This window comes from Nocardia sp., from assembly GCF_025465275.1.
Classification (GTDB): Bacteria; Actinomycetota; Actinomycetes; order Mycobacteriales; family Mycobacteriaceae; genus Nocardia.
Window position 1 is genome coordinate 33,218 of sequence record NZ_JAODNK010000001.1, and the last position, 15,388, is coordinate 48,605.

At 67.0% G+C, this 15,388-nt stretch carries 12 protein-coding genes; 4 read left to right on the forward strand and 8 right to left on the reverse strand.

What is annotated here, in order from left to right:
• Positions 1-9: 9 nt before the first annotated feature.
• The gene (locus JWN03_RS00185; protein WP_297607767.1) at positions 10-498 is read right to left on the reverse strand and encodes a CarD family transcriptional regulator; all 489 of its coding nucleotides are present in this window, start codon (positions 496-498) and stop codon (positions 10-12) included.
• Positions 499-802: 304 nt separating this feature from the next.
• On the opposite strand from JWN03_RS00185, the gene JWN03_RS00190 reads away from it, so the two are divergent.
• Both JWN03_RS00190 and radA read left to right on the forward strand, forming a co-directional pair.
• Positions 803-1,426 carry a hypothetical protein gene (locus JWN03_RS00190; RefSeq protein WP_297607769.1) on the forward strand — a complete coding sequence of 208 codons (624 nt, stop codon included), beginning with the start codon at positions 803-805 and terminating at the stop codon, positions 1,424-1,426.
• A gap of 394 nt (positions 1,427-1,820) precedes the next feature.
• Positions 1,821-3,221 (forward strand): DNA repair protein RadA, encoded by a 1,401-nt coding sequence (radA, locus tag JWN03_RS00195; protein WP_297607772.1) that lies wholly within the window; start codon positions 1,821-1,823, stop codon positions 3,219-3,221.
• A gap of 148 nt (positions 3,222-3,369) precedes the next feature.
• Here the strand turns inward: radA and JWN03_RS00200 are convergent, their stop codons facing one another.
• Together JWN03_RS00200 and JWN03_RS00205 are read right to left on the reverse strand one after the other, a co-directional pair.
• Complete coding sequence (locus JWN03_RS00200) at positions 3,370-4,050, reverse strand: hypothetical protein (RefSeq protein ID WP_297607775.1); 681 nt, start codon at positions 4,048-4,050, stop codon at positions 3,370-3,372.
• Between the two features lie 186 nt (positions 4,051-4,236).
• The gene (locus JWN03_RS00205) at positions 4,237-4,860 is read right to left on the reverse strand and encodes a carbonic anhydrase (RefSeq protein ID WP_297607778.1); all 624 of its coding nucleotides are present in this window, start codon (positions 4,858-4,860) and stop codon (positions 4,237-4,239) included.
• 119 nt (positions 4,861-4,979) lie between these two features.
• Here JWN03_RS00205 and JWN03_RS00210 point away from each other — a divergent pair, with 119 nt between their 5' ends.
• On the forward strand, positions 4,980-5,843 hold the full coding sequence (locus tag JWN03_RS00210) for an A/G-specific adenine glycosylase (protein WP_297607781.1): 864 nt from the start codon (positions 4,980-4,982) through the stop codon (positions 5,841-5,843).
• Between the two features lie 175 nt (positions 5,844-6,018).
• Here JWN03_RS00210 and JWN03_RS00215 read toward each other — a convergent pair whose 3' ends face one another.
• From JWN03_RS00215 to kstR, 5 genes are all read right to left on the reverse strand, one after another.
• On the reverse strand, positions 6,019-6,897 hold the full coding sequence (locus JWN03_RS00215) for a metal ABC transporter permease (RefSeq protein WP_297607784.1): 879 nt from the start codon (positions 6,895-6,897) through the stop codon (positions 6,019-6,021).
• Positions 6,894-7,742 (reverse strand): metal ABC transporter ATP-binding protein, encoded by an 849-nt coding sequence (locus JWN03_RS00220; RefSeq protein WP_297607901.1) that lies wholly within the window; start codon positions 7,740-7,742, stop codon positions 6,894-6,896. Before JWN03_RS00220 ends, JWN03_RS00215 begins: the two co-directional genes overlap by 4 nt.
• A 527-nt stretch (positions 7,743-8,269) precedes the next feature.
• A complete protein-coding gene (locus JWN03_RS00225) occupies positions 8,270-9,253 on the reverse strand; it encodes a metal ABC transporter solute-binding protein, Zn/Mn family (protein ID WP_441342916.1) in 984 nt (327 codons plus the stop codon).
• A gap of 282 nt (positions 9,254-9,535) precedes the next feature.
• Positions 9,536-12,127, reverse strand: a complete 2,592-nt coding sequence (otsB, locus tag JWN03_RS00230; RefSeq protein ID WP_297607789.1) for a trehalose-phosphatase — start codon at positions 12,125-12,127, stop codon at positions 9,536-9,538.
• A gap of 268 nt (positions 12,128-12,395) precedes the next feature.
• Positions 12,396-13,049 (reverse strand): cholesterol catabolism transcriptional regulator KstR, encoded by a 654-nt coding sequence (gene kstR / locus JWN03_RS00235; protein WP_297607791.1) that lies wholly within the window; start codon positions 13,047-13,049, stop codon positions 12,396-12,398.
• Between the two features lie 160 nt (positions 13,050-13,209).
• Here kstR and JWN03_RS00240 point away from each other — a divergent pair, with 160 nt between their 5' ends.
• The gene (locus JWN03_RS00240; RefSeq protein ID WP_297607793.1) at positions 13,210-15,375 is read left to right on the forward strand and encodes an acyl-CoA dehydrogenase; all 2,166 of its coding nucleotides are present in this window, start codon (positions 13,210-13,212) and stop codon (positions 15,373-15,375) included.
• Positions 15,376-15,388 lie beyond the last annotated feature (13 nt).

The window sequence follows — 15,388 nt, forward strand, 5'->3', positions numbered from 1 at the left end:
CGTTCACGTTCAGGAGGCCGCGGCGAGAACCTCGTCGAGCAGTGTGTCTGCCCTCTCGGCGTCAGTACCTTCGGCGAGCGCGAGCTCACCGACGAGAATCTGACGGGCCTTGGCCAGCATGCGCTTCTCACCAGCGGAGAGGCCGCGATCCTGTTCACGACGCCAGAGGTCACGAACGACCTCGGCCACCTTGTTCACATCGCCGGAGGCGAGCTTCTCGAGGTTGGCCTTGTAGCGGCGAGACCAGTTGGTGGGCTCTTCGGTGTGCGGTGCACGCAGCACCTGAAAGACCTTGTCCAGGCCTTCCTGGCCGACGACGTCGCGGACGCCGACATACTCTGCGTTCTCTGCGGGAACCCGAACGGTCAGGTCGCCTTGAGCGACCTTCAGGACCAGATACTCCTTTTGTACACCCTTGATGGTGCGAGTTTCGATAGCTTCGATCAACGCCGCTCCGTGGTGGGGGTAAACGACGGTGTCTCCGACCTTAAAAATCATCTGTCCCGTGCCCCTTTCGATGTTCACAGTTTAACATGCGACTCGGTAACGGCGCGATCAACGGTGCAGGTCAGGGCCACAACGAGCCAGCGGTGGGGGTTGACAACCGCCGAATCGTGTGCATCCTGTTGTGGCATAACGGGATACCGCTCAGCGGTATCGGAACGCATATGCCATGCGGCTCTCCACATACGCGACTTTCCGTATACGCCGCCCCCTCGAGAGGCGTGGGAAAGCACGCATTACTCTTCATGACTACTACTCTGCATAGTGGAGTGAGCCCGGTCGACATGGAGGACAACCCGTGACTGCCCAGAAAGCCACCACAGCGTCGAAGGCGCGCCGGAGTGCCTTGACAGTTGCCGCACTCGCCGCGGGCGCGGTGCTCGCGCTGACGGGTTGCAGTGCCGGTCAGCTCGCGCAGACCTCGCGCGAGGTCGCGGCGGTCAATGGCAACAGCGCCGATGTCGGCAAGATCGCCCTGCGTGACGTGCGATTCCTGCTGCCGCAGTCGGAGGAGTACAACAACGCCAAGGGCGGCAAGGCCGTACTCGCCTTCAGCGCTGCCAACCTCGCCCAGGCCACGCCGGACGAGCTGGTCAGCGTCACCACCGATTTCGGTCAGGCGAAGATCAACGGCAAGGCCGATATCAAGGCCCAGACCACACTGGTCGCGAACTTCAGCAAGACGTCCACCACCACGACGCCCGCCGCGGCGCCGGCCGGTGACAAGCCCGCCGATCCGGATGCGCACCCGCTGCTCATCGAGGTCGACGGCCTGACCAAGGACATCACCCCGGGCCTCACCTACCCGGTCACCTTCATCTTCAAAGAGGGCGGCACCGTCGTACTGAACGTCCCGGTCGACGCCGGGCCGGACAACCCGCGCTCCGAGCCGGTTTCCGCCGACACCAAGTCCGGGCACTGAATTTTCTGCCTCCGCTGAATTTTCTGCCTCCGCTGCGCTCCGGCGGGTTCGCGGCCCCCTTTGTCTCGGTCTTCCCTCCTCCGCTCCTCCGCTTCGCTCCCCCGCTCCAAGGCGCAGGTCTATGGAGCCGCAGTCCAGACCGAGACGGGCCGCGAACTTGGGGTGGTTGCACCGAGGCAGAGAACTAGGCTGAATCGAATTCGTTTGTCTCGCACCTCGCTTCGGATTTTCGAGGCGGGGTGCGGTCGTTTCTGGGGCGACCGGCGCTGTCGTGTGCGTTCTGGATGAGCCGGTATGGAGGCCGGGCGTGTCGTCGGCGGATGGGCGGCGAATTGGCGGTTATCGCTCGGTGCGGTGGGAGTTGTCTGTCGGAGTCCGTCACTAGGCTGCCCGCGTGGCCAAGGTGAAATCGCTGTACCGCTGTGCTGATTGCGCGAACGAGGTCGCCAAATGGGTGGGGCGGTGCCCGGCGTGCGAGGCGTGGGGCACCCTCGAGGAGGCGACGGCGTCCGCTGCCGTCGCGGTGGGCGGGCGGCGGGCCATGTTGCCGAGTACGGCGGCCGCTCCCATTTCGAGTATCGATTCCAAGACCACGCAGGCGCGGTCCACCGGGGTTTCCGAATTGGACCGGGTGCTGGGCGGCGGCATCGTGCCCGGCTCGGTGGTGCTGATCTCGGGTGAGCCGGGGGTGGGCAAGTCGACGCTGCTGCTCGAGGTCTCGCACCGGTGGGCTCGGGCGCGGGATGAAATCGCGCTGTATGTGACGGCCGAGGAATCGGCGGGCCAGGTGCGCCTGCGCGCCGACCGGACCGGCGCGGTGCACGAAAAGGTGTATCTCGCGGCCGAATCCGATCTGGCGACGATTCTCGGGCACGTCGAGCAGGTGCGGCCGACGCTGCTGGTGGTCGACTCCGTGCAGACCATGGTGGCCGCCGATGTCGACGGCGTGATCGGCGGTGTCACCCAGGTGCGCTCGGTGACGTCTGCGCTCACCTCGCTGGCCAAGTCGACCGGTATCGCAGTGCTGCTGGTCGGGCACGTGACCAAGGACGGCTCGGTCGCCGGCCCGCGCACGCTGGAGCATCTGGTGGACGTGGTGCTGCAGTTCGAGGGCGACAAGCACTCCACGCTGCGCATGGTGCGCGGTATCAAGAATCGTTTCGGCAGCACCGATGAGGTGGGCTGCTTCGAGATGCGCGAGGCCGGAATCGCCTGTGTGGACGACCCTTCCGGGCTGTTCCTGCACCACCGCGGTGAGGCGGTGTCCGGTACGGCCGTCACCGTGGCCATGGACGGGAAGCGGCCCATGCTCGGTGAGGTGCAGGGCCTCACCGTGGAGACCCAGGTGCCCGCGCCCCGCCGCGCGGTGAGCGGGCTCGACTACAACCGCGTCTCCATGGTGCTGGCGGTGCTGCAGAGCCGCTGCGGCGTCTATGTCGGCAAGCAGGATGTGTACGCCGCCACCGTCGGCGGTATGCGCCTCACCGAACCCGCCGCGGATCTGGCTGTCGCCCTTGCCATTGCGAGTGCCAGTCAGGATCGTGCGCTGCGCACCGGCATGATCGTGCTCGGCGAAGTCGGTCTCGCCGGTGAGGTCCGCCAGGTGACGGGCCTGACGCGTCGGCTGGCCGAGGCCGAACGGCTGGGTTTCACCGAGGCGCTGGTCCCGGCCGGGGTCGATCGGGTGGGCCGCACCATGAAGTTGCACGAGGTCGCCGATCTCAGTGCGGCCCTTGCCGTCTGCGGGCTGCGCGGCCCGCGCCGCGCCAAGGCGAAGGCCGATATCGAGGATTAGACGCGATTTGCACGCGTGCCCTGTCTTGGAACCCCCGGCGCGCGTGTTCGGCCGTCACGCGGGCTTCCAGGGGCCTGATCGAGCTCGTTTCAACGGCGAAGGCCGGGCCCCTGTGGGGTCCCGGCCTTCATGCTGAAAAGTGCTGGAATCAGGCGATATTGAACGGCTCGGGTGCACTGCGCACCGAACCCAGCTGGGCGACAACCGTGTAGGGACCGGACGGCACCGGTACGCGGTCGCCCGCGCAGCCGGGCTGCGAGGTGGAGCCGGACCAGGTGACGGTGAATGCCGCCTGCTGGCCGGGGTTCAGCGTGCGCAGGTCGGGGGTGCCGTCGGGGTAGCAGTCGGTGCTGGACCACAGGCGGCGCTGGCCGTCCAGTGATTGCACCGATACCAGCTGCAGCCCGGAACCCATATCGCGTTCGCAGGCGGCGCTGGAGATATTGGTGATGACGATGCCGAAGACCGGCTGCTCGGTGGTCTTGTAAGTCGGCTGTCCGACATTCACCTTCACGGCGAGGGACTGGTCGGGGCACTGTCCGCCCGCGGCTACGGGCGCAGCGCTGCCGCTGACAGGTGCGCTACCGCTGGTGGAGGGCTTGGGCGCGCCCGAATCGGGCGCACTGGAGGAAGCTCCGGCGGCCTTGTTCGTCGACCCGGCGGCGGAGGTGGTGGCTTTGGCGTCGGATTTGTGGTCGTCGCCGCCGCCGCGTATCAGTGCGACGGCCACCCAGAGCACCAGCAGGAGGGCGACCGCTATCGCACCGATCGCTATCGCGCGACGGCGCCAGTAGATTTCCGGCGGCAGTGGTCCATTCGGTTCCAGCACGCTGACAACGGTAAGGGCACCGTCGGGTGCATCCCCCTCAGGGTCTCGGCGTGTCGGAGGTGAAACGACCTACGTGCCAGGTACATTTCGCCGCTTCCGGACACCGGTCGGCTCAATCCCCATCTGCCGGTTATTGTCTCGGCATCAGGGACCGAATCCTGCTATCTCTGGGAGATTCCCGAGAAATCAGACAACTTCGCCGATATTGCCGATCACCCGGTGCAGTTTGATCTGTCCCTCTTCGAGGTTGTAGGTGACGCAGGCGATGGCGCATTCGCCGGTGGCCACCCGCTGGGAAATGATCATGGAGCGCTGCATGAGCAGGCGCGCGGTCTCTTCGACGTGCCGGGCTTCGAGTTCGTCGACCGATTGCAGGCCCTCGCGGCGGCCGATGAGAATCGACGGCATGACCCGCTCGACGACGCTGCGAATGAAGCCGCCGGGCACATTGCCGTGGTCGAGGGCATCGATGGAAGCCCGCACGGCGCCGCAGGAATCGTGGCCGAGGACCACGATGAGCGGCACGTTCAGTACCTGCACGCCGTATTCGATGGAACCGAGCACCGAGGAGTCGATGACGTGTCCGGCGGTGCGGACCACGAACATATCGCCGAGGCCCTGGTCGAAGATGATCTCGGCGGCCACGCGGGAGTCGCCGCAGCCGAATAGAACTGCCCCGGGCTGTTGCCCGCTGAGGAGCTTCGCCCGATCGATGGCGCCCTGGCTAGGATGCTGCAACGTGCCGTTGACGAAGCGATCATTGCCTTCGCGCAGGGCTTTCCAGGCACTGATCGGGTTGTTATGGGGCATGTGTCTCATTTTCCATGGGGGAGCAGTTACTGGCGAGTCCAAGACGTTACGGTCCGGCAACTACCCGCCGACCAGGAGACCGCCGAATTGGTGAGCCCGCGGCGAAGAATCGAAGGACGATGGATAGCGACATTCTGATCGATTGGTATCGGGAAACCGCGCGTGACCTGCCGTGGCGGCGCCCCGGTGTGACCGCCTGGCAGATTCTCATGAGCGAGATCATGCTGCAGCAGACCCCGGTGGTCCGGGTCGAGCCCATCTGGCGCGAATGGGTGGCGCGCTGGCCGGTGCCCTCCGCCATGGCCGCCGCACCGCAGGGCGACGTACTGCGCGCCTGGGGCAAGCTCGGATATCCGCGCCGCGCGCTGCGGCTGCACGAATGCGCCCGCGTGCTCGCGCAGCAGCACGGTGACGAGGTGCCTGCCGATGTCGAGGTACTGCTGAGCCTGCCCGGCATCGGCGATTACACCGCCCGCGCGGTGGCCTGCTTCGCCTACGGCCAGCGAGTTCCGGTGGTGGACACCAATGTTCGCCGCGTGGTGGCCCGCGCGGTGCACGGCCGCGCCGAGGCGGGCAATCCCGCCACGCGTGACCTGGGGGAAACCGAGGCCTTGCTCCCGGCGCAGGTGCCCCGCGCAGCCGTCTTCTCCGCCGCGCTCATGGAACTCGGCGCGACCGTCTGCACCGCCCGCACCCCCGACTGCACCCGTTGCCCGCTCCCCACCTGCGCCTGGGTCGCCGCGGGTCGTCCGGCCTCCGAGGTGGTGCGCCGCACCCAGAAATACGAGGGCACCGACCGTCAGGCCCGCGGCCGCCTCCTCGACGTCCTGCGCGCCGCCACCGGCCCGGTCGAGCAAATCCGCCTCGACCTGGCCTGGACCCGCGATCCGGGTCAACGTGCTCGCGCCCTGGACTCGCTTCTGGTCGACGGGCTTATCGAGCAGACCGCAGACGGCCTCTTCGCCCTCGCCGGCGAAGGCTGATTTCTGCGTATCCCTCCCCGGGCCGGACAAGAGGTTCCCCGGGAGGGATACGGCAGCGCGATCTGCCGCCCCTCACGCGGCACATCGCATCCCCGTCATCCCGGCAGCTTTTTTTGGCCGGGATCCACAGGCGGATTCCGGCCAAAAACGTTGGGGAATGACGAGAAACGCCCCGTCAGGCGGGGACGAGTTCGCGGCGGCGGTTGCGGGTGCGCGCGCCGACGAACCGGCACACCAGGTAGATCGTGAATGAGATGGCCGTGACGAAGGTCGAGATCGGGACGCCGGGCGCCAGGGACAGCAGGATGCCGCCCACGGCCGAGGTTTCGGCGAACACGATCGCGAGCACGGTGGCGCGGACCGGGCTGGCAGTGAGCTGCGCGGCCGCGGCGGCCGGGGTGATGAGCAGCGACAGCACCAGCAGCGCGCCGACGATCTGGACACCGAAGGCGGCGGTGATGCCCAGCAGCACCGCGAACACGATCGACAGCGCTCGCACCGGAACCCCGCGCGCCACAGCCACTTCCGGATCGGAGCTGGCGAACAGTAGCGGGCGGTAGACGGCGGCCAGTACGAGCAGTACGCCGACGGTGCAGATGGACAGCAGTGTGAGGCCGTTGTCGCCGACGCTCACCACCTGCCCGGTGAGCAGCGAGAATTTGGACCCCGCGCGTTCGGGGCCGAGCCACAGGAACAGCACGGACAGACCGAGGCCGAAGGACAGCACCACGGCGATGACCGAATCCCGTTCGCGGGCACGGGAACCCAGGATGCCGAACAGGACGGCCGCGACCACCGATCCGGCGATGGCCCCGACGCCGACGCCCACGCCGGCGAGCAGTGCGGCCGCCGCACCGGTGAGCGACAGTTCGCTGGTGCCGTGCACGGCGAAGGACATCTGGCGGCTGATGATGAGCGGCCCGATGGCTCCGGCGAGCAGGCCGAGCAGCGCCGCCGCCAGTACCGCCTGCTGTACGAAGTCGTAGGACATCAGGTGTGCGGTGGTGGAGAAGTCGAACATTCCGGAGAAGACGCCGGAGAGTTTGTCGATCATGCGCGCACCTCGTCGTTCTCGGCGTGGCAGTGCTGTGCTCCGGCCTCGCCGAGCGCGTCCATGGTGTCGCCGGTGCCGACGACCACCAGTCGCCCGCGCACCCGCAGCACGTCGACCTCGGTGCGGTACAGCTCGGACAGCACCTCGGAGGTCATCACCTCGTCCGGCGTCCCGATCCGGAATTTGCCGTCGACCAGGTACAGAACCCGATCCACCAGCGGCAGAATCGGATTGATCTCATGTGTCACGAACAGCACCGCGGTGTCGTGCGTGCGCCGCCGCTTGTCGATGAGCTGCGATACCAGCCGCTGATTGGCCAGATCCAGGGACAGCAGCGGTTCATCGCACAGCAGCACCCGCGGATCCCCGGCCAGCGCCTGCGCGACCCGCAGCCGCTGCTGCTCACCGCCCGAGAGCGCGTCCAGCGGCGCGTAGGCGTACTTCCCCGCCCCTACATCCGAAATAGCCTGCGCTACTTTACGTTTCCGCTCCGCACGCCCACGCCACCCGAATCCCCACCGATGCCCGTCCACTCCGAGCCCGACCAGATCGACGCCGCGCAACTGCATCCCGGCATCCATGGTCTTCTGCTGCGGCACATACCCGATATCCGGATTCCCCAGCCGCGCAGCCGTTCCCGCGATCTCCGCGCTCCCGTGCGATAGCGGGACCTGCCCCAGCAGCATCTTCAACAGCGAAGTCTTCCCCGACCCATTGGGCCCGAGCACGGCAATGAATTCCCCCGCGCCCACCTCGAGATCCAACCCCGACCACAGCGTCCGATCCCCATACGACAACCGCGCATCCGTAAGCCGCACAGCAGGGACCGCACTCCGCGCCCCGATCGCCGTACTCGCGTCCCGTGCTTGTGTCGTAGCACTTGCGCCCGAGAAAACCTTGCCCGCAACCAATTTCGCCGCACCAGTGTCTATCGCGCCCACAGCGTCGTCGACTGAATCGCTCGCGTCGCCCACTGCGGTGCTCGCGCCGTTCAGAGGGGCGCTCGCGATGTCTGGGGAGATGTCCGCGCCGCCTACGAGACTGCTCATACCGTCCGGGGGAGTGTCCGCCCTGTCGAGCGAGGTGCTCACGCTAGCGGTGGAGAGGCCGCTATGAATTGCGCCGGCGGCTGCACTGCTCGGCGGAGCGTCTAGGGCGGGGCGCTCCTGTTCTGTTGCAGGGATACAGGTTTCGGTGGAGTTGTTCATGGTGGGGCTCCCGGGGGTGGTCGTGGTCCGGGGGGAGGGGGCTGACGCGGCGGTGACGCCGGGCGCATTGTGTGCGCCCGGGGTGCGGAGGCCGGTCTGTTCGGCCGGCTCGGTCAGTGCGACTCCCGCAGATGTGGCGGTGGTGGGAGGCATGGTCGTCGGGCCTAGGCGAGTGCCGTGGCGAGGGATTGGGCGTTGCGGGTCATCCACTGGACGTAATCCAGGCCCTGGGGCAGGGTTTCGGTGACCTCGACGACCGGGAGGCCGACCTTCTGCGCGGTGGCGCGCATATCCTTGGTGGTCTTGTCCTCGGTCTGGATATTGTAGACGAGAGCGCGAACCTGCTTGGAGCTCAACATATCTCGCACGGTGGCGACATCGGCGGGGGAGGGGTCGGTGCCCTGTTCGATGGCCTCCTGGAAGGAGTGCGGGGTGCGGTCGTCGGCCTTGGCGTCGAGCAGCATGTAGTAGGCGAGGGGCTCGGTCTGCACCACCGGCTGGCCGGGGTGCTCGGCGGCGATCTTGGCGGTAATGGCCTCGATTCCGCTCAACTGGGCGGTGAAAGCGGCGGCGCGATCGGTGTAGTCCTGCTTGTGCGCGGGATCGAGGTCGCCCAGCGATGCGGCGATGTGCTCGGCAATGTGACCGGCGGCGTGCACATCGTAGAAGACGTGCTCGTTGGTCGCCGAGTGATCATGTGCGGCAGTGTCTTTGGCGGGCTCTGCCGAGGCGCCGCCGGGTGCGCCCTCGCCGGCGACGTCCACCGCGTTCACGGTGTGCTTGTTCTTACCGGCGATGGCCTTGTCGATGAAACTGTCGTAGCCGCCGCCGTTGTAGACGATCAGATCCGCATCGCTGAGCTGTGCGCCCTGGACGGCGGTGACCTCGTACGAATGCGGGTCGGCGGCCGGATCGTTGATGAGCGATTCGACCTTCACATCCGGTCCGGCGACGGTCTTCGCGATATCGCCCCACACATTGGTGGAGGCCACGACGGTGAGCCCGCCGGAATCGTTCTTCGATGATCCGCAGGCGGTCAGGGTGGCCACTGTGGCGAGCCCCGCGGCGATCACGGCGAATCCTTTTGCAAAGCTTCTGGTCACGCGGGAACTCCTGAAACGCTTATCCGAAACGAAAACGATTGCCATTAAAATGTAGCGCACCTGTCCAGCCCCATCCGCATTACGACCGGCAAATGTGGCGCTGAACACGCGGCTGCACGACGGAAATCCCCTGGAACAGCAAAGACCCCGCGAATGTATTCGCGGGGTCGATGGTGACGACAGATTTCGTGAGGGCCCGGTAACTCCTCGGGTACGTCCAGAACTCGAGGACGCACCCGACCGGCGCTACGCGAATGGGACTCTAGGGGCTCTCAGCCGTGCGCTGAAGTTCCGGAGGGGCGGGGGAGTATGGGACTTTCGGGGCTCTTAGCCGTGCGCTGAAGTTCCGGAGAGGCGGGGGAGCACCGGCTGCGAGAGGAGTTGGGCGCAGCGCAGCAGGCCGAGATGGCTGTAAGCCTGGGGGTGGTTGCCGAGGGAGCGTTCGGCGACCGGGTCGTACTCCTCGGACAGCAGGCCGGTCGGGCCTGCCACGTCGACGAGTTGGGCGAAGAGCGCCTCGGCGTCCTCGCGCTTACCGATGAGCAGGTACGCCTCGACGAGCCAGGCGGCACAGAGGTGGAAGCCGCCTTCCCCGCCGGGCAGACCGTCGTCGTGGTGATAGCGGTACACCGTGGAGCCGCTGCGCAGTTCCGCCTCGGTGGCCACGACGGTGGCGGCGAAGCGCGGGTCGGAGGGGTCGATCAGACCGCTCAGCCCGATGTGCAGGGTGGCCGCGTCGAGGTCGGTGCCCTCGTAGGCGGCGGTGTAGGACTGGACCTCTTCGTTCCAGCCCTCGGCCTTCACCTCATCGGCGATGGTGTCGCGCAGCTTCTCCCACTCGGGGTCGGTGGTCCGGCCGAACTGGCGGGCGAGGGTGATCGCCCGGTCGGCGGTGAGCCAGCCCATGACCTTCGAGTACACGTGGTGCCGCGGGTTGCCGCGGATCTCCCAGATGCCGTGGTCGGGTTCGCGCCAGCGCCGCTGCACGGCCGAGACCATGGCGTGCACCAGATCCCAATCCGCGTCCGGCAGCGCCTTTTTCGGGTCGTTGATGCCCTTGCGCTCGCGCGCGTGGGCGAGCTGCGAGATGAGGTCCACGATGGGCCCGAACACGTCGAGCTGAACCTGCATGTTCGCCGCATTGCCGACCCGCACCGGCCGTGACCCGGCGTACCCGGGCAGCTGGTCGATGACGGCCTCGGGCGGCAGCGTCTCGCCGTAGAGCGTGTACAGCGGGTGCAACCGCTCGGGTCCGGGCAGCGTTTCCAGCACCCGATGCACCCAGTCGAGCAGCTCTTCGGCCTCGCCGACCGAGCCCAGCGATACCAGTGCGGCAGCGGTGAGCGAGGCGTCGCGCAGCCAGCAGTACCGGTAGTCCCAGTTGCGCACGCCGCCAATGTCTTCCGGCAGCGAGGTGGTGGCCGCCGCCAGGATGGATCCGGACGGCTGATGCACCAGCCCGCGCAGGGTGAGCGCGGACCGCTTCATGAGATCCGGCTTGAGCGGCGGAAGCTCCAGTGTGGCAGCCCAATCCGACCAGTACCGTTCGGCTTCTCGGCGCCGGTCCGTCTCGGAGGTCATACAGGGTGCGAGATCGGAGGTGCCGCAACGCATTTCCAGCACAACCGGCCCCTGGCGCGGGTCCACGGTGGCACGGGCGGTGTGGTGATTGCCCTCGTCGATGATCTCCCAGTCCACGCCCGGGGAGCGCAGCACGAGTGGATCATTGGTGCCCTGCACCCGCAGTCCGGCGGGGTCGCGCACGATGCGTACCGGCACCTGCCCGAATTCCGGTCGCGGGGCGAAGGTGATGACGGCCTTGGTATCGCCGGTGATGACGCGGGTGAGATCGGTGCGCTCGGGCACCACGTCATGCGGCAGATAATCGACGACCTGCAAACTGGCCCACCGGGTTTCGACGGTCATGGTGCCGTCTTTGTAGCGCTGTGACAGTGGCAGTCCGGCGCGTTCCGGATGGATGGCGAAGTGTCCCGCGCCCGGCCCGCCGAGCAGGTGTGCGAACACCGCCGCCGAATCCGGTTCCGGGTGGCACAGCCAGGTGATGGTGCCGTCGGGGGTGACGAGGGCCTTGGAGCGCGGGCTGGCCAGCATGGTCAGCCGCTCGATGCGGGGGGCGGAGGCGCCCGCCAGCCAGGTGCGGCGTTCTTCCAGGATGAAGGCGAGCGCCTTGGACACGTCCTCGGTGCTGTCCACCCGGAATTTGGCGAGGCTCTCGCCTGGGCCGACCTTGATGCCCACATCGGGCCCGGAGAGGCGGGTGAACGCCTTCTCGTCGGTGACATCGTCGCCGATGAAGACGGCGGCGGAGGCGCCCTGCTGATGCCGGACGATGTCCAGCGCAGCGCCCTTGTCGGTTTCGACCACCGCGAGCTCGATGACTGCCTTGCCCTCGGTGGTCTGTACGCCGACCCAGCTGGCGGGACCCTGACGCACCTGAACCACTGCGCGACGGCCGATTTCGGGGCTGGCATTGCGGACGTGCAGGGCGACGCTGGCCGGTTTGATCTCGACGGTCGCGCCGGGGTTGTCCTGCGCGATCTGGGTCAGCGTCGACTGCACTTCCTGCAGTAGCTGTTTGGCGTCGTTGTCGATGGCGTGCACGAAGCCGACATCGAATTCGGAGCCGTGGCTGCCGATCAGCTGCACCTCGACGGGCAGGCGGGACAGTGCCGCGAGGTCACGCAGCGCGCGCCCGGAGATCACTGCGGCGGTGGTACCGGTGAGTCCGGCGAGTGCGCGCAGCGCATTCACCGACTCCCTATGGGGATAGGCCTTCGCGGGGTCGTCGACGATGGGCGCGATGGTCCCGTCGTAGTCCGAAGCGACCAGCAGCCGTGGCACTCGGGCGACAGCCGCCAACGCACGGCGAAGTTCCAGTGGCAAATCCTGTGCGCTCACGCATCCAACCTAGTGATCGGAGGAGATTTTTCAGGGCGTGCGTGACTCTACTGGGTGTTCATTGCCTGCTCGTTCTGACGGTGATACATAGCGTTTACAAGACACTTGCCTGCGGTTCACACAATGTCTGATTTCCGCTTGCGCAGCGGCCGTTTCGGGGGCTTGACCAGTGACGTTCCAGAATCACGAAACAGGGCCGCCCAGTCCTTTCGGACGGGCGGCCCCGGTGTCATTCGTGCGAATGCCTAGATTGCGTTCGCCTCGGCGCTCAGGACTTCTCGCCGCCGATGAGCAGATCGACGGTGAGCTCCAGGCGCTCGGTCACATCGGTCGCGGAGGCGCGGCGGGTCAGCCAGGCCACCAGATTCGACAGCCACACATCGCTGATGACGCGGGCGATGGCGAGCTGGCGCTCGTCGGGCACCTCGTCGGAGAGGGCGCGGGCGAAGAAGCGGTCCATCACCTTGCCGACCCGATCGACCTCGGCGGCCGCGGAGGCGTCGGCGAACATGAATGCTCGCGTCATGGCCTCGGTGAGCAGCGGGTCGCGCTGCATGGCCCGGGTGATCTGGGTCAGCATCAGGTGCATGCGCTCGCGGGGGTCATTGCCGGGCAAGGGCTTGCGGCGGCCTTCGAGCTGCTCGAATTCGCGGGCCAGGGCCGAGACCAGCAGGTGCACCTTGGACGGGAAGTACCGGTACAGGGTGCCGACGGCGACGTCGGCGCGCTCGGCGACCGCACGCATCTGCACCGCGTCGTACCCGCCCTTGGAAGCGAGCGCGAGGGTGGCGTCGAGGATGCGTTTGCGCCGGTCGCGCTGCGCTGCCGAACTCAGGTCCTCCTCGCTGAGGGTGGTGACGGGCGCGGTGGTGCGCGCGCCGGCAACCCCATCGTCGGACTGCGATCGGGAGGGACTGGCCATCGGTTGAAAGTCCTTTCCTGCACGAATCGTTCGGTTCATCTCACCGGCGTCGACCGGCTACGAGTTCGTACCGCGTTCGGGCGGCGCTTGACTTACGCCCGGCTCGAACATTAGAACATGTTCTAGGAGTGGAAGTCACCCCAGAAAGGCGGTATGGAGTGTGACCATAGCCACCACTGACGAGCATAAAGCCGTCCAGGAGTCGATGCGCGGATGGGCAGCGGCAGTGCGCCCAATTGCAACAATGCGTACCGGAGGGCCGGATTTTTGGCGCGAATACTGGTCGCGCCTCGCTGATCTCGGAATATTCCGGGTCGCGGTCCCGGAAGAGGCCGGCGGAGCGGGTTGTTCCGTCGGAGACCTGGCCGTTCTGGTGGAGCAGGCGGCGCATGATCTCGTAGGCGGACCCGTGCTTTCCACGGCTCTTGCCGGCCTCGTTGCCGGTGAGATGCTCGACGAGAATACGCCGTGCGGCATTGCGCTCGAGGGTGAAATCGCAATATCGATCGGCGAATCCGGGGCAAGTCTGACCGGTGAGTGGGACTCGGTGCTCGGCGCTGCGCCCGGCACCGCTGTTCTGGTACCGGTTCGCGCCGGAGAGCGCCGGCTGTGGTGCCTGGTCGAGGCCGATGCGGCGGGCCTGCGGGTGGAGCCGCTGGACGCCATCGACAAGACGCTGCCACTGGCCCGAGTGTCGTGCTCGGAAGTTGCTGTCGCGCCGGATCACCTCTTCGAACCGGCGCTGTCGGTACTCGATATCGCGGCAACGCTGATTGCTGCCGAGGCTGCCGGCATTGCCGGCTGGTGTTTGGAGACGGCGACCGAATACGCCAAGGTGCGTGAACAATTCGGGCGCAAGATCGGCGAATTCCAAGCGGTGAAACATATTTGCGCGTGGATGCTGTGCCGGGCCGAGCAAATTCGCGCCGTGGCCGCCGATGCGGCCGCCGCCGTGGATGCCGAGACCGCCGAACTTCCGCTGTCCGCCGCAGTCGCGCTGGCGATCTCGCTGGATGCCGCGGTGGAGAACGCCAAGGATTGCATTCAGGTCCTCGGTGGAATCGGTTTCACCTGGGAACACGATGCGCATCTGTATTTGCGGCGGGCCACCGCGCTGCGCCAGTTGCTGGGCGGTTCCGCCCGCTGGCGGGCTCGGGTCACCGAGCTGACGCACGCGGGTGTGCGCCGCACGGTGGGCCTGGATCTGGCTGCCGCTTCGGGTGGTGAGGGCGGCGAACCCAATTGGGACGCTGTCGGTTTGGACGCCGCCGAGGCTGCCGTGCTGGCCGCGGATCTCACCACGATCGCGGCTCTTCCGGAGGCGGAGCAGCGTAATGCGCTGGCCGAGTCCGGATTACTGGCCTCGCACTGGCCCGCGCCGTACGGGCGTGGCGCCGGTCCGATCCAGCGCACCTTCATCGATGACCAGGTCCGCAAGGCGGGCATTACGCTGCCCGAGCTCGCGATTGCCAACTGGGCGATTCCGACTCTGCTGCAATGGGGTTCGCCCGAGCAGATCGAGCGCTACGCGCTGCCGACGCTGACCGGTGAGGTCATCTGGTGCCAGCTCTTCTCGGAGCCGGAGGCCGGTTCCGATCTGGCGTCGCTGCGCACGGTGGCCGAGCGGGTCGAGGGCGGCTGGAAGCTGCGCGGTCAGAAGGTCTGGACCTCGTTGGCGGACAAGGCCACCTGGGGCATCTGCCTGGCGCGGACCGATCCGGCCGCACCGAAGCACAAGGGCATCAGCTACTTCCTGGTCGATATGAAGAGCGCCGGTCTGGATATCCGGCCGCTGGTGGAGATCACCGGTGAGGCGCGCTTCAACGAGGTCTTCCTGGACGATGTCTTCGTCCCGGACGACTGCCTGGTGGGTGCGCTGGAGAACGGGTGGAAGATCGCTCGCTCCACGCTCTCCGCCGAGCGGGTCGCCATGGGCGGCAAGGGCATCGGGGACGAACTGGAGGCGTTGATCGCCGCCGCGCCGTCCTCGGGTCCGGGCGCCGAATTGGTGGCGGATCGACTCGGAGGACTGGTCTCCGAATCTATCGCTGGAACGTTGCTGGATGCCCGCGCTGCGCAGAAATTGCTATCCGGTGGAGACCCCGGTCCGCAAAGTAGCGTTCGCAAACTGGTCGGTGTCAGACACCGGCAAGCGGTCGCCGAATTTGCCGTGGAAGTGGCAGGCGCGGCGGGCGCGGTAGAAACCGATGTGGTGAAAGAATTCCTGCTCACACGCTGTTTGTCCATTGCAGGCGGTACCGAGCAGATTCTGTTGACCGTCGCCGGTGAACGAATTCTCGGGCTACCGCGCGAGTCGCACGGCTAGCCCACACCTCTAC